Here is an 18,795-nt window from a genome sequence, read left to right as displayed (position 1 = left end):
CAACTAACAAATGATTGGTGAACACGCATTCTGTCCGACCAGCGGTGCGTCTCTCTCGCGAGAGCGCCATTACGACGAACGCGGCCGTCCGGAACGCGCGCCGGAGGCCGACGGCTGTTCGCAGAACGTCGCTCTCGAGACGCCACTGACGACGGGAAAGCGACGGTCGTCGAAGCGAGCACTGCTGACGTACTTCCGGCGTTGTCACCAACGACACGCCGTCCCGGACGATGAACTGTACGCCCGCGCCGCGGTCACGCTCACGCGATTGAAGCGGACGGCGTCGGGCCGAGGTGAGCGCGACGTCATCGTCTGGTACGCACTCGGCGAGCGACTCGCTCGTGACGAGTTCGCCGTCGAGTGGATGACCAACCACGTCGAGCCGCGATGTCAGAACTGCGGCGGCCGCCTGACGTACCTCGACGGAGCGGACGGATTGATCGGCCGCTGTGGAACCGTGTGCACGGACACTGGAAGGGATCAACTCGCGGTGATCCGCCACCTCGTCCGTTCGCTTCTCAATCGAACGTTTCCCACCTATTCACTGTCCGAGGCCGATGCACTCACGCTACTGTGATCGATCGCGACGGCGTTCGACGATCATCACCGAGACGAACGTGGCGGTCGAATATGCGCCTCGTGACGGTACTCGCAGACACACAGCCGAGTATCGACGAGGTGATGGCCGTCCTCGAGTCCCACGACCTCACGTACAGCCTCACCGATCATTCCGACGGCGAGCACTGGACGCTTACCGTTCCGGTCCCCGCACACGCGGTCGAACCGGTCGAAGACCAGCTGGAGGCGATCACCGGGAACGTTACCGTCATCGTCGAAGCGCCGATGGCGATCCTCGAAACCGGCAGCGACTCCGCGCGCAATCGGTCCAACCGACGGCCCGAATGGCTCTCGTTCGAGCGCGTCTCCAGAAGCGAATTGCGGTCGAAAGCCCGCTCGCAGCTCCCCTCGTTCATCATCTTCGCCACGATGACGGCGATAAGCAGCGTCGTCGCAACCACCGGCGTCCTCCTGAACTCGCTGCCCGTCCTCGTTGGCTCGATGGTCATCGCCCCGCTGCTCGGCCCGGCGATGGCCGCAAGCGTTGCGACGGTCCTCGACGACCGACCGCTGTTCGCCCGCGGCGTCAAACTCCAACTGCTCGGCATCGTCGTCGCCCTCGTCAGCGCCCTGTCCTTCGCGGCGTTCGCACGCACGTCGACGATCATCTCTTCCGTCGTCGATCTCGAGGCGAGCCTCGGACTCGGCAGCCATGGCTTACCGCCATCCCTGCTCGTCACCGTCGCCATCTGCTCCGGCGTCGCCGGCGGGCTCGGCATGGCAACCACGGGCATTACGGACCTGATCGGGGTGATGATCGCCGCCGCACTCATGCCGCCGATCGGCGTCATCGGCGTCGGCGTCGCCTGGGGCGCACCCGAAGCGACGCTCGGATCGTTCGTCGTCGTCGCCGTCAACCTCATCGCGATCAACGTCGGGTCGATCGCAACGCTCTGGACCGTCGGCTTTCACCCGTCGGACCGCGCCCGCATCAGAACGACGCGAAGCGCCATCCTGCGACGCGTCGTCGTACTGATCATCCTACTCGTCCTCGCACTCCGCCTGCTCGAACTCGTCTCGGCCCTCCTCTGATCCGCCGACTGCGCCCAGCCGCTGGACGATCCCAGCACCACACGAGCTCACTCCCCATCCCATGACTGACGATTCCTCATCGCCCGACCCCACATCGACCGACCCAGACCCGGACACTGCGACCTCGCAAACGTCCTCCGACACGGCACAGGACTCGACTGCACTCGGTGCGCCCGACCACGGCGATTCCGAGACGGCCGGCGAAACCGTCCGCGATGACGCCGACACAACCGCTGACGCTCCCGCTGACGACTCGACAACCCTCTCCGAGCGGTCGCACTCCGAGTCAGATCGTTCCGGTGACGAGGAGTCATCGCTCGGTCTCTCCCTCGCGGTCTACATCGTTCGGCTGACCGTCGCCGGACTCCTCGTGGGCGGACGCTTGCTCTGGGTCGGCGCTCGAATCGGCATTCGACTGCTCACCGAAACGAAATCCCGCCGCGACAGCCACCGCTGGCTCTTACTCGAGGGCGATCGTCGCGTGATCATCGGCGGATTCGTCGTCGGTATCTTCCTCATCGCACTTTTGCTCGGCGTGAGCGACGTCATCGGGGTCCGCGAGAGTCGCTTCGTGACGACGATGTTCAGCACGATGATCGCGGGCCTGTTCTCGTTCATCCCGATCGTCGTCGCGGTCAACCAGTTGATCATCTCGCGGCTGTTCGGCACGCCGGACCGACTGACCGATCGCATCGATGGCGTCCAGGAGTTTCGCACGCGTATCGAGCAACAGACGGAAGGGGACGGCGTGAGCCCGACCAATCCTGCACCGTTTCTCGCCCGCCTGGCCGGAACGCTCGGCAGCCGCGCCGACGCGCTCGTCTCGGAGTGCGAACGCGACGGGGAAGCCGCATCCGAGTCAACGGCCGACGACCAAACCGCGGGCTGTTCGATGGACGCCTTCGAGTCCATTCGACGCTTCGCATCGCAAACCCGCGACCACACGCGCGACCTCTCGTCGACGCTTACCGGCGGAACGGACTCCGTCTTCGACGTCGTCTTGCCGACGATCGACCACGACTACGCGGGTGCCGCTACCGAGGCACGGCGGTTTCGGCGACGGTTCGACGACGAACTGTCCGACCGGGCGTCGGAACTGCTCTCCGAACTCCGGGAACTGTTCGTCGCCGCGGACGCCACGCGACAGTACTTCACGACGATCTACCTCCAGCGCGACCTCGCGCGGCTGTCGCGATGGATCACCTACAGCGGCACCGCGGCGCTGTTGCTCTCGACCCTGGTCATCATGATCTACGCGAGCGGCTATCCGCCGGTCGCCCACGAGGGCCCGCTGCTCGTCCTCGTGAGCCTCGCGCTCGCGGTCGCGTTCAGCCCGCTCGGCGTCCTCTTCGCGTACGTCGTTCGCATCTCCGCGGTCCTCAAACGTACGTCCGCCCCCGGCGCGTTCACGCCGTCGTCCCCGCCGAGCCGTCCATCCGAAGCCGGAATCGAAACCGCCGACGGCGAACCGGCGGCGACCGCCCCGGACCAGCGGCTGAACAACGGCCCGTCGAGCACCCGAGTTCAAGAGCAGGAACGGGAGGTCGAGACCCATGGCGACGGGGCGTGATCGAATCCGTCGGCGGACCGTCCTCGCCGCGATCGGCGGGGCTGCGGTTTCAGTCTCGGCGTCGCTGGCCGGCTGCGGCGAGACGACCGCCGAGTGGACGCCGGCCGCCGTTCCGACCGACGCGACGCTGTACGACGTCGGAACGACGGCGACCGGCGCTGTCGTCGTCGGCGAGGACGGGATCGTCTTGACTCGAGACGACGAGTCGTGGAGCGTCGCACTTCCGAACGGCCCCGGCGAGACAGCCGATACGCTTCGTTCGCTCGCGGTGACGAACAACGGCCGGGCGGTCTGGGCCGCCGGCGATAGCGGTGCACTCGGCCTCTACGATGTTGTCGCCGACCAGGCCGTGGACTTCTCGGCACCGAAGGAGATGACGTCCTCCTGGACGGCGGTCGCCGTCGCCGGTCTCGCCGGCGAAGAGCGAATTACGGCGCTCAACGGCTCGGGCGAACTCCTCCACGGGCAACGCGACGGCACGTCGGTCGAGTGGGCCGAGGTGATCGAACCCGGCACCGGCTCGAGCGTCACCGACGTCGATATCACGCCGCTGTCGTACGTCTACGCCGTCGACACGGACGGCGGGGCGTTCGAATCGCGGGACGGCGGCGATACCTGGACGCGTATCGGCATCGATGCGGCAGCCGTCGATTTCGACGCCGTCGCCGCGGTCGATTCCGGGGCGGTCTCCGTCGCCGGCGGCGACGGCACCGTCTGGTCCTACAACGGCGTCGACTGGTCGCGCGCGTCGCTCGCCGAAACGGCGATCACGGCCCTGGTCCGGAACCGCTACGACGCGCTGGCGATCGCCTCCTCCGGCGACCTCTTCGAGCGCGATTTCGACGGCTGGACGACGCAAACGACGCTCCCAGCCCAAAACGATCCGCTCGCGATCGCGCTCGGCACGTCCCGCGCACCCGAACTCGTCGTCGGCGAGTCGGGGATGGTGATCGAGCGGCAGTACTAATACTGTCGGACAGAACTACGTGAAGATCGGTCGCTCCGCTGCGGCCGTCGCCAGTGGGGACGGCCGCAGCGGAGCGACTGACTTCGTATTGACTTCTGTCCGACAGTATAACCGCCGGCCGACCGGCGCTCGCACCCGTGACCCGGGTCGCAACCGCGGCCGCAAACGACTCCCCCGCGAATGCGATCCCGTTACGCTTTACCCCCACCGGGCCGAATCGTGGCTCAATGACTGCCCAAACCGTCCAGCAGGGCGACCTCGTGACCGTCATCGGGCTCGAGGTCCACGTCCAGCTGGAGACCGACACGAAGATCTTCTGTGGCTGCTCGACGGACCAGACCGACGAGCCGAACGAGAACGTCTGCCCCGTCTGTCTCGGCCTCCCGGGCGCGCTGCCGGTGTTGAACGAAGGTGCCGTCGAAGCCGCCGTCAAGGTCGGGAAGGCCATCGACGCCGACATCCCCGAGGAAACCCGCTTTCACCGCAAGAACTACTACTACCCCGACCTGCCCAAAAACTTCCAGATCACGCAGTACGACGAACCAATCTGCGCCGACGGCGAACTCGAAGTCGCCGTCGAGGGCGACCGCCGCACGATCGCCATCGAGCGCGCCCACCTGGAGGAAGACCCCGGTAGCCTCCAGCACGTCGGCGGCGGCATCGACACCGCCGACTACACGCTGGTCGACTACAACCGCGCCGGCACGCCGCTCATGGAGGTCGTCACCGCCCCCGACTTCCGCAGTCCGAGCGAAGTCCGCGCCTTCCTCGCCGAACTCGAGGAAGTGCTCGAGTACCTGGGCGTCTTCGACGCCGAGCGCGACGGCAGCCTGCGCATCGACGCGAACCTCTCGATCATCCCCGCGGACGAAATCGCCGGCGACGGCATCGACGAGATCGGTGCGGACGCACTCGCCGCCGCCAACCGCACCGAAGTTAAGAACATCTCGAGTCACAAGGGCGCGGAGAAAGCGCTCGCGTACGAGGAGACCCGCCAGAAAAACGCCATCCAGCGCGGCCGCGCCGTCGAACAGGAAACCCGCCACTGGGACGAATCCCGCGGCATCACGGTCTCGATGCGCTCGAAGGAAGAAGAGAAGGATTACCGGTACTTCGAGGAAGCCGACCTGCCGCCGCTTCGCGTCTCCCACTGGAAGGACGAACTCTCGATTCCGGAGCTCCCCTCGGCCCGCCGCGAACGATTCCAGGACGAGTTCAGTCTGAGCGAGGAGGCCGCCTCGAAACTGACCTCGACGAAGCAGGTCGCCGACTTCTACGAGGACGTGGCCAGCGAGTTCGATCCCGACCTCGCGGCGACCTGGGTCGCGGACAACCTGCTCGGCGAGCTCAACTACCGCGACATGGAAATCACCGACCTCGAAGGTCGGTTCGACGAGGTCACCCGCCTCGTCGAACTCGTCGCGACGGACGAGATCACGGCGAAGAACGCCCGCGAGACCGTCCTCCGGTCGATGCTCGACGACGGCCGCACGCCGGACGAGGTCGTCGCCGAGGAGGGACTCGGCAAGACCGGCGAGGACGAAGTACAGCAGGCCGTGGTCGAAGCCATCGACGAGAACCCCGGGGCGGTCGAGGATTACGAGTCCGGCGACGACGGCGCGATCAACTTCCTCGTCGGCCAGGTCATGCAAAAGACCGGCGGCAGCGCCGATCCCGGCGACGTGAATCAGTTGCTCCGGACTGAACTCGAGAGCTAACGGGTTTTCCTCGCTCGTTCGCTCAGTTTCACACAGACGAACTCGCGTCCACGCTCGCGTTCACTCAGCCGATCACTCACGTTCGGACTCGCGCTCGCGCTGACCCACATTCTCACCCGCATTCACCCTTCCGCAGCCGCTCGCTCTCTCACTCACCACCGTCGATCCCCGCGCGTCGTTCCGGTACCCAGTGAGTTATTATCGCTCGACGGATGCATCCCGGTATGGATCGTATTTCGCTGGGTAACGACGAGTTCGAGGGACACAACAATTCCTACGTGCTCGAGGACCCGGACGGCGACGAACTCGCACTCGTCGATACGGGCGTTGCGACCCCCGACGTTCGCGACGACCTTCGGGAGGGGCTGGCAGACCGCGGCTACGAGTTCGCCGATGTCGACGCGATCGTTCTCACGCACTTTCACGTCGACCACGCCGGCCTCGCCGGCGAGATTCAGGACGCAAGCGGGGCGACGGTCTACGTCCACGAGGCCGACGCGCCGCTGGTCGAACAAGACGCCGAAGCGACCGCTGCGCTCCACGATCGCAGACGGGCGTCCCTCGACGAGTGGGGCGTTCCCGAGGGCCCGAAATCGGAACTGCTCGCGTTCGTCGACGCCTCCTCGCGGCTCGAGGGCGAACCGGTCGACGCGACGCCGATCGAGGACGGCGACGCGATAGCGGTCGGCGGTCGCACGCTGGAAGCGGTACACGCACCCGGCCACGCGGCGGGTCTCTGTTGCTTCGAACTCGTGGACGGGCCGGAAACGGCGGACGACGACACAGCGTTCGTCGGCGACGCCCTCCTGCCGGTCTACACGCCGAACGTCGGCGGGGCTGACGTCCGCGTCGAGCGGCCGCTCGAAAAGTACCTCACGACGCTGCGAACGATTGCGGACCGCGACTACGACCGCGTCTGGCCCGGCCACCGGGACCCGATTACGGACCCGAGCGATCGCGCGACGACCATCGTCGACCACCACCGCGAGCGAACGGAGAACGTCCTCGACGTGCTCGCGGACCACGGCCCGGCGAACCCCTGGACCGTCAGCGCGCACCTCTTCGGCGACCTCGACGGGATCCACATCGTCCACGGCCCCGGCGAAGCCTACGCCCACCTCGATCACCTCCACCACGAGGGCATCGTCGAATTCGACGACGGGGAGTACCGCCTCCTCGAAGACGCCGGTGAACTCGATCTCGACCACGTCGTCGCGGCCGACGACTGAGCGGTCTGCTGCACCGAGTTCACGGCACAACCGCAGGACGGGTAACGGGTCGCAGTTGTGCCGGAATTGACTTCCAGCAGTCTATCTGAGTGAGGATCAACGAGTGCGGTACTGGTTCTGGAGTCGTTGTGAATGCCGGCCGTACTGCTACCCGTTTGGGCGGTAATGAGTTCGTATGGTCAAACCATCAACGATCTTGATCCTTCTCGGGATCGTCCTCATCATCGCACCGATTCCACCGGTCGGGATGATTCTCGGTCCGATCGCGCTCGTGCTGGGAATCGTGCTTCGGATACTGACGGATTTGTGACCGCGAGTTCGGAACGCTATAACAGTTGCCGGCACTCGCCGAGCGGCGGGAACCACAACGGTTCTTCGGCCCCGGCGTCCCAGACGATCGGATGGAACGCGTCCGCGTCGGTGACCAGCGGCGACTGAAAGTCCCGAGCGGACATGCCGTTTACCGCCGCTCCGGCGGCGAGTTCAGTAAACGCCGGCACCATGAGTACGTCCGCCCCGTTGTAGGCCCCGGAACCGAAGAGAAAACAGGGGCGTTTGCGGCCCTCGATCGAGAGGGCGGGGTGGTCGTGACCGACGACGTACAGGGAGGCGTCGAGAGTGGGCGGTTCGTGGCCGTGACAGACGACCACGCTCTCTTGGGCTTCGCTCTTACACTCACTCTCGTTCTCATTCTCGTTCTCGTTCTTACTCGCGGGCGGGAGTCGGCACGCCGCCCTCGTTTCCCCGTCGAACACCGACGAGAGCATCGCGTCGTGGTTGCCGGGTGTCACGACGAGCGATGCGCCGGCACCGGCGACCGTCGACTCGAGCGCAGCCAGCGCGTCCGTGACTCCCCGGGGAACGCGATCGAACGCGTGCAGCAGGTCGCCGGCGACGACGACGGTCGCCGGCCCCAGCTCCGCGAGCAGAGTTCGAAGGCGCGCTCGTGAACTCGCGTTCGTGCTGTCGGCGATCGGAGCGTCGACGGAGGAGGCGGTGCCGCGGCCGAGGTGGAGATCCGCGACGACGAGCGTTGCCGAGTCGGGAACGAAGGCGGCGCGCGAGCGGAGGACGAACGGAACGTCGGGTGGGCGTGGAGTCACTGTTTCGCTACTGTTCGAGGGCGCTCGGCGCGTACGCGGGCCGCCGATCCTCGACGTCGAGGGCTTCGAAGAGGTCGTACTCGGTGCCGGTCAGGATGTAGAGCACATCTTCCAGGGGCGCGAGCACCTCGGGAACGAGTTTGACGACGATGTAGGTGATCCCGAGGAGGGCGACGATCGACAGCGACTGGGCGATGTAATTGTGGGAGACGAGAAACGAGACGCGGTCGGGTTCGGCGCCCATGTAGGTGGTCAGCAGTGAGACCAGCACATCCTGCTGGAACCAGCCCCACGGCGATGCCAGGCCGATGAAGATGTTTCGTCCGAGATTCAAGATCCAGATGACGCCGATCGCTACGGCGAACGCCGAGACCTTTCGCTTTAGCGGTGCCGTCACCGACGCGATCAGCCCGCCGAAGATCGCCATGCTCCCGATTCCGGTACAGGAGAGGACGATGTAGGTCGTCCGGCCGGTCACCGTCTCGGACGGATCGAAGGCGAACTTGCTCTGGTAGCCGTTTGCCCCTTCAATGAGCCCGGGACTGTACCCGAGCAGTTCCATCCCGTAGTGGGTCTGGGCCGCCGTCGTCTCGATCAGCCACGTCCGAACGACCGGTATCGTCTCGGCCGGCAGGTAGATCAGGCCCATAAAGGCGACCGCCTTCGAGAGCAAGAGCAACGACGTGCGACCGCCGTAGAGGAGGTACGCGGTGTACGCGGACAACGGTAACGCCGCGAGCGCGAGGAGCGTCTTGATCGGACTCTGGGCGTCCGCGAAGTAGTACGGCACCATCGTCAGCCAGAAGACGCCGAATACCAGCCAGGCGGCTCCGGCCAGAAGGCGCGCCGAATCGACGTTTCCGAACCACTGCAGGAGGGCCGCAAACATGAACGCGCCGATCGCGATCCACGCGAGCGCGTCCGTCAGCGGCGAGTTCAGGATCGCCGAGAGGGATGGGGTTGTGAGCGCGACGGCGTCGCCTGCGAACTCGAGGCCGGCGGCCGGCGCTGCGTCGGCCGCGGCTGAAGCGAGCGGCATAGTCAGGCTAATCCGAAGGACTCTCTCGCTATCAACTTGACGCCTTGGCCGTCTCGTGTCAAGGTGGTAATAGCACGACGACAGGGACGAGGCGGCACGGCATCGTCGTCCGCCGTCCGACGTATCGAAGCCGTTTTCCCCGGTGCACCGTTTTGAGACAGTATGAACGGCGGTAGCGACATGACCCTGGCGTTCGAACTCGAGGCGTTGAAGGAGTTCGCATCGCCGGAGAACGTTTTCGAGGACGCCCGCGGCTGGACCGAGTACATCGGCGTCGTCTCCGAGAAGCCGACGTACGTCGTGACGAACTTCACCCGAAAGAATCGCATTCGGCAGGACTTCTTCTCGGGTCCGCGCGGCAAGGAGGAGAGTCTAGCGGGCGTCAAGGACCAGTTCGACACCGAACGCTACGTCTACGTCGGCATCGACGACGCGGACGAACAACTCGCAGAGGACGTCGAGTGGGAGTATCTCGACGTGGAGGACGCTGCGGAGGCGGCCGACTGGGTGCTGGCGACGAGCGTCGAGGAGGAGACGGACGACTCGGAACCAGTGCGAGACGACTGGCCGTAACGCATTGTTTCCTTTTCACCGAGTTCCGTTCCGAGTTCACGAGCGGCGAAGTCGTCGCGCTTATGGCCGGCCCGGCCCAACGATAGCTGATGGCAACACCCCGCGTGCCGGGTCCCGAGGACGAACGGCAACTCGAGTTACCCTGCGGTGCGACGATCGATCCGCACGATATCGATCTCGGGATGCGCGAGTTCACCTGTCCGTCCTGCGGGGAGTCCCACGCGGTCGTCACCGACGTGCATCCGCCGTCTCGCTTTTTCCCGGAATCGCTCGTGACGATTCTCCAGGAGACGATCGATACCGAGGACGACTTCGGCGACTTCGGCACGCCCCACCTCATGGGCGTCGTGCTGGAGGAGTTTCCGGAACGAGTCGTCACGCACGACGCGAGCGACGACGGGGCGGTCGGCTATTCGATGGTCTGGGTCACCGACTTCGACTCCCGACGGCTGCACGAGATCGTCGTTGAACTCGTCGTGGAGTTGATGGAGCACGCGATCAGTCACGCGGAGGACGACGCGGCGGTGAGCGAGTTCGAGTCGCAGATGCTCGAGTTCGACGTCTCGGAATTCGTCGAGCAGTACCGCCGGCAGCGGGATTTCGAGAGCGAGCACGACCGGCCGGTCTGAGAAGAGTCGGTGGGGCGATGCGGGACGGAAGCGCTAGCCCGGCGGTTTGGGGGCTACAATCGAAAGGCGTCGTTCAGCCGCCAGAGCAGGACGCCGGTGCCGACGAGGAGCAAGAGAAGAACGGCGGCGCGGGCGGCGTCCGGTGCGATCGGAAAGAGGCGAAGCGCGATACTCACCAGTAGGAGCCCGATAATGAGATCGAGCCGGCGTCGAATCGCCGTTTCGTTCATTTACCTGATATCCCGGGTCACGTTCAATACATCTTCTGATGATGATACGAGAGACAGATAGTGATCGATCCGGCGGCTCGCACGGCGAGAGAAGAGCTTCGTTCTCCGAGGGCTACGAGTCGAACCCTATAGTCCGACGTTCAGCGCGTAGGGCCAGTGAACGGTGCTGACGGCGAGAAAGAGCAGGGCGGCCCCCGTGCCGTAGACGTTCTTGAGGAAACTCGTGAACTCGTCCTGGGCGTCCGCGCCGTCGGCGTTCCAGAAGTCGTGCATCGTCGCGGCCGAGACGAGCAAGAAGAGCGCGAGTCCGGCAGCTCCGAGCGCCGGGAAGACGCCCACGATGAGCGAGAGCCCGCCAAGGACGAGCAATCCGCCGCTGAGCAGCACCGAGGCCGTGGGTGCCGGGATGCCCTTGAACTCCGCGTAGCCGGCCATCTCCTCGATGTCCAGGAAGTGGTTTAGCCCCATAAACGCGAGGACGCCGCCGAAGAGCAGCCGCGAAACCAGAAAGAGGAGATCGGTTCCGGTCGCGTCGAACATCAGGCGAGCACCTCGCGTTCGGACTCGTCGGTTCTGATTGGATTCGCACGAGTCGCGTCGATACCGGTTACTGATTGCATTACGTTACCAGGTACGAACTCGAACCTATATATCGATTCTTGGACATCAGTATCACCGACTAACGGGCGTGTTACCTTGCGATGCGAGCGGGTGGTCGGGTAAACGGCTCGAGCGGTGGGGAATTCGTTCGCGTTCGCACCGGTACGAAATTCGAAAACTGATTTCGAGAATCGTACTGTATCGTGGGGCTTATTACGATGTGCGAACTTCGAACGGACAAGACCAATGAGTACGGACAACGATACAGCAGGGGACGGACGCACGATCCTCCTCATCGGGAGCGGCCCGATCCAGATCGGGCAGGCCGCCGAGTTCGACTATTCGGGAGCCCAGGCCTGCCGGGCGCTTCAGGAGGAAGGTGCCCGCGTCGTCCTGGTGAACTCGAATCCGGCGACGATCATGACGGACCCGGAGATGGCGGACGAGGTGTACATCGAGCCGATCACGACCGACGCCATCGCCGAGATCATCCGGAAGGAAAACCCCGACGGCGTCATCGCCGGCCTGGGTGGCCAGACCGGACTGAACGTCACCGCCGAACTCGCCGAAGAGGGCGTCCTCGAAGAGTTCGACGTGGACATCATGGGCACGCCCCTGGAGACGATCTACGCGACGGAAGACCGCGACCTTTTCCGCCAGCGCATGGAGAAGATCGGCCAGCCGGTGCCCGCCTCGACGACCATCTCGCTCGACGAGGGCGAGGAGGTATCGGAGATGACTGAGGAGGATCTGAAAGAGCGCGTGCAGGCCGCCGTCGACGAGGTCGGCGGGCTCCCGGTCATCGCTCGCACCACGTACACGCTCGGCGGCTCCGGATCGGGCGTCGTCGCGGAGATGGACGAACTCCTCCAGCGCGTCCGCAAGGGACTGCGCCTCTCCCGGAACAGCGAGGTCCTGATCACCGAGTCCATCGCCGGCTGGGTCGAGTACGAGTACGAGGTCATGCGCGACGCCGACGACTCCTGTATCATCATCTGCAACATGGAGAACATCGACCCGATGGGCATCCACACCGGGGAGTCGACGGTCGTCACGCCCTCCCAGATCGTCCCCGACGAGGGCCACCAGGAGATGCGCACCGCGGCGCTCGACGTGATCCGCGAACTCGGCATTCAGGGCGGCTGTAACATCCAGTTCGCCTGGCACGACGACGGCACGCCCGGCGGCGAGTACCGCGTCGTCGAAGTGAACCCGCGCGTCTCCCGCTCCTCCGCGCTGGCCTCGAAGGCGACGGGGTACCCGATCGCCCGCGTGACCGCGAAGGTCGCTCTGGGCAAGCGCCTCCACGAGATCGAAAACGAGATCACGGGCGAGACGACCGCCGCCTTCGAGCCCGCGATCGACTACGTGGTTACGAAAGTTCCGAGGTGGCCCAAGGACAAGTTCGACGACGTCGACTTCGAGCTGACGACGGCGATGAAATCGACCGGCGAGGCGATGGCCATCGGCCGCTCCTTCGAGGAGAGTCTGTTGAAGGCGCTTCGCTCCACGGAATACGAGCCCGACGTCGACTGGGCCGAGGTCAGCGACGACGAACTCGAGGCGCACTACCTCGAACGGCCGTCCCCCGACCGTCCGTACGCCATGTTCGAGGCCTTCGAACGCGGTTACACCCTCGACGAGGTCGTCGATCTGACCGGCATCTTCGAGTGGTACACCGAGCGCTACAAGAACATCGCCGACTCGACGCTCGCCGCGCAGGAGGGAGACTTCACCGAGGCCGCCATCGCCGGCCACACCAACGCGTCGATCGCCGCCACCGCCGGATCCGACGTTGGAACCGTCGAGCAAGAAGTCCCCGGCCGCACGTACAAACAGGTCGACACCTGCGCCGGCGAGTTCGAAGCCGAAACCCCCTACTACTACTCCGCGCGCAAGAACGAGTTCGAAACCGGACCGTACGAAGGGATGGCCGCCGCGGGTGAACTCGAGGTCGACCCCGACGTCGAGAGCGTGATCGTCGTCGGCGGCGGCCCGATCCGCATCGGCCAGGGCGTCGAGTTCGACTACTGTTCGGTCCACGCGGTCCGCGCGCTCAGAGAGTTGGGAATCGACGCGCACGTGGTGAACAACAATCCAGAAACCGTCTCGACCGACTACGACACCTCCGACGGGCTGTTCTTCGAACCGATCACGGCCGAGGAGGTCGCGGACGTCGCCGAGGCGACCGGTGCCGACGGCGTGATGGTCCAGTTCGGCGGCCAGACCTCCGTCAACATCGGCGAACCGCTCGAGGACGAACTCGCCCGCCGCGGACTGGACTGCGAGGTCATGGGCACTTCCGTCGAGGCCATGGACTTAGCGGAGGACCGCGACCGCTTTAACGCCCTGATGGACGAACTCGAGATCGCCCAGCCCGAGGGCGGCACCGCCTTCTCGAAGGACGAAGCGCTCGATCTGGCCCACGACATCGGCTACCCCGTCCTCGTGCGCCCCTCCTACGTGCTCGGCGGCCGGGCGATGGACGTCGTCTACGACGACGCCGAACTCGAAACCTACATCGAGGAGGCCGTCCGCGTCAGCCCCGAGAAACCGATCCTGATCGACGACTTCCTCGAAGACGCGATCGAACTCGACGTGGACGCGGTCTCGGACGGCCGCTCGGTGCTGATCGGTGGCATCATGGAACACGTCGAGAGCGCCGGCGTCCACTCCGGTGACTCGGCCTGTATGATCCCGCCGCGCTCGCTCGACGACGACACCCTCGCCCGCGTCCGCGAGGTCACGGAAGACATCGCCGAGGCGCTGCAGACGCGCGGCCTGTTGAACGTCCAGCTCGCCGTCCGCGACGGTGAAGTGTACGTCCTGGAAGCGAACCCGCGCTCCTCGCGGACCGTCCCGTTCGTCTCCAAGGCGACCGGCGTCCCGATCGCCAAACTCGCCGCGAAGGTCATGGCCGGCGAGACGCTCTCGAGCCTCGACGCGACGGAACAGGTGCCCGAACACACCTCGATCAAGGAAGTCGTTCTGCCGTTCGACCGCCTGCCGGGCTCGGACCCGCGTCTCGGCCCGGAGATGAAATCGACCGGCGAGGTCATGGGCACCGCAAGCGAGTTCGGCACGGCCTACTGGAAAGCCCAACAGGCGGCCCACAACGACGTCAACGAGGGTACCGCCGTCGTCGACCTCGACGTTGCGGGCTTCGAAAACCACTTCGACGTGGCCGACTTCGACGACGTGCCCCAGGCGATCCGCGAGGGCGAGGTCGACTTCGTCGTCAGCCGCGACCGCGACACCCTCGAGATGGCCGTCGAGGAGGAAGTGCCGTACCTCTCGACGGAAGCGAGCGCCGAGGCCTACGTCGGAGGACTGGAGAGCTTCGCGGGTGAACTCGAGGTTGCGTCCGTGACCGACCGTCCGAAGAGAACGGCCCGGTGGGGCGTGTCGGAGTAAGTCGTCGCCCCTCGTTGTGGTCCCACCGTCGGTCCGTGCGACGCCATCGCCAGCGATGATCCGATCCTTCAGAGCGAATCCAATTACGGCGTTAGCTTCGTCGACACCGACGTAGCTGTAGCATCCGGCGGCGAACTGATTTTGTTCCTCGGCGCGAACGGCTTGCGGCATTCGGTGTAGAAATGTATACCATCTCACATTCTTTTCCCCGTTCAGCCGCTACCCCGGGTCGCGACCCATGTCCGAACAGACCAGACGCGACGTCCTTCAGTTCGCGACCGCATCGGTAGCAACCGGCGTTCTCGCGCTCGGATCGGCGGCCGCCCAAACGAACGAGACCGAGTGGCAACAGGCTGAGTCGCCGACCGGAAAGGCGCTCAACGACGCCGTCGATACCGCCGCGGGGCCGTTCGCGGTCGGTGCCGACGGTAACGTCCTCGCCCGGCGGGAAGACGGCTGGCAGACGGTCGTCGCGTACGGCCCGCAGGCCCGGAGCCGTCGTCTAACCGGCGTCGACGCCACCGACGACGGGCGGGCGGTCTGGTTCGTCGGCGGAAGCGGCGTCATCGGCGAGTACGACGTCGAGACGCAGACCCTGACGAATTACTCCGCGCCGAACGGGAAGACGAGCACGTGGGAAGACTGCACCGTACGGGGAAGGGCCGGCGAGAACGAGCGCCTCTACTTCGTCAACGGGTCCGGCGAGTTGCTCGTCGGCATCCGCCAAGACAGCGGCGCGATCGAGTACGCGGAGGTAATCAAACCCGGCGGCGGTTCGACGATCCCAGCTATCGACTGTCATTCCCAGGACGCGGGGCACGTCTGCAGCACGAGCCAGTTCGTCGCGGAGACGGTCGACGGCGGGGAGACGTGGGAGCAGATCGGTATCGACTTCGCGGGCGGCGCGTTCTTCGATCTCGCGAGCCAGGGAGAGCGAGACGTGAACGTCGCCGCCGGCTCCGGGATCGTCTACCGCTACGACGGTTTCCGCTGGACGCCCCACGTCGTCGACGACGCCCGACGGGCCGTCCGCGCGATCGACCGCGACGGAGCCGACGGCCTCGCGGCCGGCAACGGCGGCGCGCTGTACGAACGCCAATCCGCCGGCCAGTGGCGACAGTACGAAACCGAACTCGAGTCCAAACTGGAGGGCGTCGCGACGGGATCGTCGTACGACGTCGCGGTCGGCGACGGCGGGACGATCCTCGAGCGGGCCGTCGACTCCGGTGACTCCGACGACTCCGACAGCGACGGGAACGAAACGAATTCGACGGCGGTCGACACTACAGCCCTCGCACTGGACGTACCCGACGCGGAACCGCTGACGGTCGAGCGCTACGTCGAAGGGGAGTGGATCACGCCGACGTAGCGGACCCTTTCGTCCGGCTCACTCGAGCGCGTACCAGTCGAACCGCTCGACCGCGTACCGATACGCGACCGGCGGTGCGACGACGCCGATCGCGACTACTATCCACGCCATCATCGTGACCTGACTCGCCGTCAGCCCGACTTCGACCTGCGGGAGCATCGTGGCCATCGCCGTTGCGATCTGAGCGACCAGCGCCGCGGCGTCGGTATAGAGCACGACGGCGGCCCCGATCGGGAAGATAATTCCGGCGGTATAAACGACGAACGACATCTTGCTCGGCATGACGGCCTCGCGGTTGCCGGTGATCGCAACGCTTCCGAAGCGCGGGAACGCCGACCCGACGCCGACGGCCAGCGCCGGTGAGGCGAGCGCGCCAAGAACCGTCCCCGCGAGCAAAACCGCGGTCGACTCGAGCGAGATCGGACTCGCGAGTCCCGCCGCCAGCGCCACGAGCACGCCGAGTGGCACGCCGACGAGCGAACTCGCGATCATCCGGCTGCGAATCATCGTCGTCCCACTGACCGGCGAGGACAACACCGCCGGCAGCGTCTGGCCGAGGTCCCCGAGCGGGTTCAGCGAGAACAACACACCGGTTCCCCAGATGACGTACAGACAGAGCATGACGGCGATGTACGACGGCACCGTGCCCGTCTGAATGATCTCCTGCGCGAAAAAGAGCGACCCGAACAGCGGATAGGCGGCGTACATGAGCCGAATCGGAGCGCGCTTCGTCCGCCGGATCGTCGTCAGCGTCAGCGTTCGAAGCTGTTTCGAGAGACCGTATTCTAAAACTCCGTCGAGGCGACTCTCGGACTCCGGTGTCGCCTCCGTGTCGTCTTCAACCCGCGCCGGATCGGCGTACCAGTGAACTCGTGCGGAGACGACGCCGGCACCGATCATCAGCGGAACCAGGACGGCCGAGCCGACGAGTGCGCCGACGATCGCACCCATCGAGGGGTCGACATTCGGGATACCGAGAACGAGGATGTGGCCGAACCAGCCGAGTGGGCCACCGCCGAGAAGGTCGAACAGCCCGGCGGTGATCGTATCGAACCAGCCGGTCGCGATTGAGCCGAAGTACGCGAGTGCGAGGACGGCGATCACCGGCGTTCGATAGCGAGCGACGGGTTCGTAGACTGTGAGTAGGTGTCGCACCCAGATTCCGATGACAAAACCGAGGGGGACCGCAGTGACGAGCAACAAAATGACGAGAAGCGGCCCAACGAGGATAGGAAGTACTGATCCTGTGCCATTTGCGAACGCAATTGAGAGGACAATCACTGACGGAAGCGGCCAAATCGCAAAGAGGATGATTTCCGCACTTACGATACCGATAACGGTGGATCGAAGCGGTGCCGAAAGTAACAACAGAGCAGGTTGATCGACATCGGCGGCCGCCGTTACCGTTCTTATTGATGCCATCAGCACTGCGAACAGCCAGACGAGTGCAGTACCTCCTGCGAGCACCTCTACGAGCATGGACGCTGTCTCTGGATCGATAACACCGGTGGCTGCCTCCTCTCCGAGAGATGGAAGTAAAAATGCCCCAGCGGCTGTTATCGGTCCCAGCATGAGGGCGACCATGATCGCCATCATGAGCAGTTTCGTCCGGTTGCCGACGACCGTCCGAACGGTTCGACGGACTTCCGTCCGAGCGATGACGGTTGCACGCGAGTTCATCGAGGACCACCTATCGGAAGCTGAACCGGGACGTGGAAGGACGCGAGAACGGGCGGATCACGGACCATACGGTCACTTCAACGATGGCGGTGATAAACAATTTGAATCGTTGTCATTCCCGCCCGTCAACGCGGAATGTCATGAATTTAACTCTCTGGAGAGAAAACGGGACGTATGGCCCCCGAGTTCGACACAGCGTCTCCGACCCCGAAAACGGCTCCCGCGATCGCCACCGACGGGCTTACGAAACACTACGGAGAGACGAGTGCCGTCTCCGATCTGACGTTCGAGGTCCCGCGCGGAACGGTCTACGGCTTCCTCGGGCCGAACGGCGCGGGCAAGACAACGACGATGCGGATGCTGACGACGCTGACGAAGCCGACGTCGGGCTCTGCACGCGTCGCCGGCCATCCGATCACCGACCGCGAGGCCGTCACGCCCCACATCGGCTACCTTCCCGAAGAGCCGCCGATCTACGACGAACTCACCGGTCGCGAGCAACTCGAGTACGCCGCCGGCTTGCGCGACCTCCCCGAAGCGGAATCGACGGAGCGTATCGAGTCCCTGCTCGCTCGCTTCGATCTCACAGCCGACGCCGACAAACGGATCTCGGACTACTCGAAGGGGATGCGCCAGAAGGTCGGCGTCATCCAGGCCGTCCTCCACGAACCCGCCGTCGCCTTCCTCGACGAACCGACCAGCGGTCTCGACCCCCGCGCCGCTCGGACGATGCGCGAGACGATCGCCGAACTGGCCGACCAGCAGATGACCATCTTCCTCTCGACGCACATCCTCTCCGTCGTCGACGACCTCGCCGACCGCGTCGGCGTCCTCCACGGCGGCGAACTCGTCGCCGAAGACGACCCCGAGACGCTGAAATCCCGCGCCGAAACAGGCGAGACTCGCAGTCTCGAGGATGCGTTCCTCGAAGTCACGAAGGAATCGTCAGACGAACGACGCGAAGCTGGCGCGAGCGTCGAGCCGTCGTTCGAGTAAGCCGGCCGACAGTCGACGCCACCACTCA

General features: G+C 65.2%; 17 protein-coding genes. 12 read left to right on the top strand and 5 right to left on the bottom strand.

Translation table 11 applies throughout. The annotated features are described in order from the left end of the window. The first annotated feature begins 10 nt into the window (after positions 1–10). The 7 genes from C480_RS04960 to C480_RS04930 all read left to right on the top strand — a co-directional run bounded on the left by C480_RS04960 (position 11) and on the right by C480_RS04930 (position 7,444). The gene (locus tag C480_RS04960) at positions 11–577 is read left to right on the top strand and encodes a hypothetical protein (protein ID WP_006664525.1); all 567 of its coding nucleotides are present in this window, start codon (positions 11–13) and stop codon (positions 575–577) included. A gap of 53 nt (positions 578–630) precedes the next feature. Further along, the gene (locus tag C480_RS04955) at positions 631–1,650 is read left to right on the top strand and encodes a TIGR00341 family protein (protein ID WP_006664524.1); all 1,020 of its coding nucleotides are present in this window, start codon (positions 631–633) and stop codon (positions 1,648–1,650) included. A gap of 61 nt (positions 1,651–1,711) precedes the next feature. Continuing rightward, positions 1,712–3,220, top strand: a complete 1,509-nt coding sequence (locus tag C480_RS04950; protein ID WP_006664523.1) for a hypothetical protein — start codon at positions 1,712–1,714, stop codon at positions 3,218–3,220. Next, on the top strand, positions 3,204–4,187 hold the full coding sequence (locus tag C480_RS04945) for a beta propeller repeat protein (RefSeq protein WP_006664522.1): 984 nt from the start codon (positions 3,204–3,206) through the stop codon (positions 4,185–4,187). Before C480_RS04950 ends, C480_RS04945 begins: the two co-directional genes overlap by 17 nt. 227 nt (positions 4,188–4,414) lie before the next feature. After that, a complete protein-coding gene (gatB, locus tag C480_RS04940; RefSeq protein ID WP_006664521.1) occupies positions 4,415–5,905 on the top strand; it encodes an Asp-tRNA(Asn)/Glu-tRNA(Gln) amidotransferase subunit GatB in 1,491 nt (496 codons plus the stop codon). A 224-nt stretch (positions 5,906–6,129) separates the two neighbouring features. Beyond that, positions 6,130–7,134, top strand: coding sequence for an MBL fold metallo-hydrolase (locus C480_RS04935; RefSeq protein ID WP_006664520.1), 1,005 nt, complete (start codon positions 6,130–6,132; stop codon positions 7,132–7,134). A 175-nt stretch (positions 7,135–7,309) separates the two neighbouring features. Further along, on the top strand, positions 7,310–7,444 hold the full coding sequence (locus C480_RS04930; protein ID WP_049903238.1) for a hypothetical protein: 135 nt from the start codon (positions 7,310–7,312) through the stop codon (positions 7,442–7,444). Between the two features lie 16 nt (positions 7,445–7,460). Here the strand turns inward: C480_RS04930 and C480_RS04925 are convergent, their stop codons facing one another. Both C480_RS04925 and artA read right to left on the bottom strand, forming a co-directional pair. Then, on the bottom strand, positions 7,461–8,237 hold the full coding sequence (locus C480_RS04925; RefSeq protein ID WP_006664519.1) for a metallophosphoesterase: 777 nt from the start codon (positions 8,235–8,237) through the stop codon (positions 7,461–7,463). Positions 8,238–8,244: 7 nt separating this feature from the next. Then, entirely contained in the window at positions 8,245–9,276 is a 1,032-nt protein-coding gene (artA, locus tag C480_RS04920; RefSeq protein ID WP_006664518.1) for an archaeosortase A, read from the bottom strand. A 162-nt stretch (positions 9,277–9,438) separates the two neighbouring features. Here artA and C480_RS04915 point away from each other — a divergent pair, with 162 nt between their 5' ends. Continuing rightward, positions 9,439–9,849 carry a DUF7124 domain-containing protein gene (locus C480_RS04915; RefSeq protein ID WP_006664517.1) on the top strand — a complete coding sequence of 137 codons (411 nt, stop codon included), beginning with the start codon at positions 9,439–9,441 and terminating at the stop codon, positions 9,847–9,849. Between the two features lie 89 nt (positions 9,850–9,938). After that, a complete protein-coding gene (locus C480_RS04910; protein ID WP_006664516.1) occupies positions 9,939–10,478 on the top strand; it encodes a DUF5815 family protein in 540 nt (179 codons plus the stop codon). A 53-nt stretch (positions 10,479–10,531) separates the two neighbouring features. Here the strand turns inward: C480_RS04910 and C480_RS23415 are convergent, their stop codons facing one another. Then, positions 10,532–10,708, bottom strand: coding sequence for a hypothetical protein (locus tag C480_RS23415; protein ID WP_160164229.1), 177 nt, complete (start codon positions 10,706–10,708; stop codon positions 10,532–10,534). 126 nt (positions 10,709–10,834) lie between these two features. Further along, complete coding sequence (locus C480_RS04905; RefSeq protein ID WP_006664515.1) at positions 10,835–11,248, bottom strand: DoxX family protein; 414 nt, start codon at positions 11,246–11,248, stop codon at positions 10,835–10,837. 306 nt (positions 11,249–11,554) lie between these two features. Between C480_RS04905 and carB the strand changes: the two genes are divergently transcribed. Both carB and C480_RS04895 read left to right on the top strand, forming a co-directional pair. After that, on the top strand, positions 11,555–14,722 hold the full coding sequence (carB, locus tag C480_RS04900; protein ID WP_006664514.1) for a carbamoyl-phosphate synthase large subunit: 3,168 nt from the start codon (positions 11,555–11,557) through the stop codon (positions 14,720–14,722). Between the two features lie 238 nt (positions 14,723–14,960). Continuing rightward, positions 14,961–16,091 carry a WD40/YVTN/BNR-like repeat-containing protein gene (locus C480_RS04895; RefSeq protein WP_006664513.1) on the top strand — a complete coding sequence of 377 codons (1,131 nt, stop codon included), beginning with the start codon at positions 14,961–14,963 and terminating at the stop codon, positions 16,089–16,091. 18 nt (positions 16,092–16,109) lie between these two features. Here C480_RS04895 and C480_RS04890 read toward each other — a convergent pair whose 3' ends face one another. Then, positions 16,110–17,771: a hypothetical protein gene (locus tag C480_RS04890; protein ID WP_006664512.1), complete on the bottom strand. Its 1,662-nt coding sequence runs from the start codon at positions 17,769–17,771 to the stop codon at positions 16,110–16,112. Positions 17,772–17,945: 174 nt separating this feature from the next. On the opposite strand from C480_RS04890, the gene C480_RS04885 reads away from it, so the two are divergent. Next, complete coding sequence (locus tag C480_RS04885; RefSeq protein ID WP_006664511.1) at positions 17,946–18,767, top strand: ABC transporter ATP-binding protein; 822 nt, start codon at positions 17,946–17,948, stop codon at positions 18,765–18,767. The last annotated feature ends 28 nt before the right edge of the window (positions 18,768–18,795 follow it).

The sequence above is a fragment of the Natrialba aegyptia DSM 13077 genome (assembly GCF_000337535.1).
GTDB classification, from domain to species: domain Archaea; phylum Halobacteriota; class Halobacteria; order Halobacteriales; family Natrialbaceae; genus Natrialba; species Natrialba aegyptia.
This window is presented reverse-complemented; position numbering and strand designations above follow the sequence as displayed.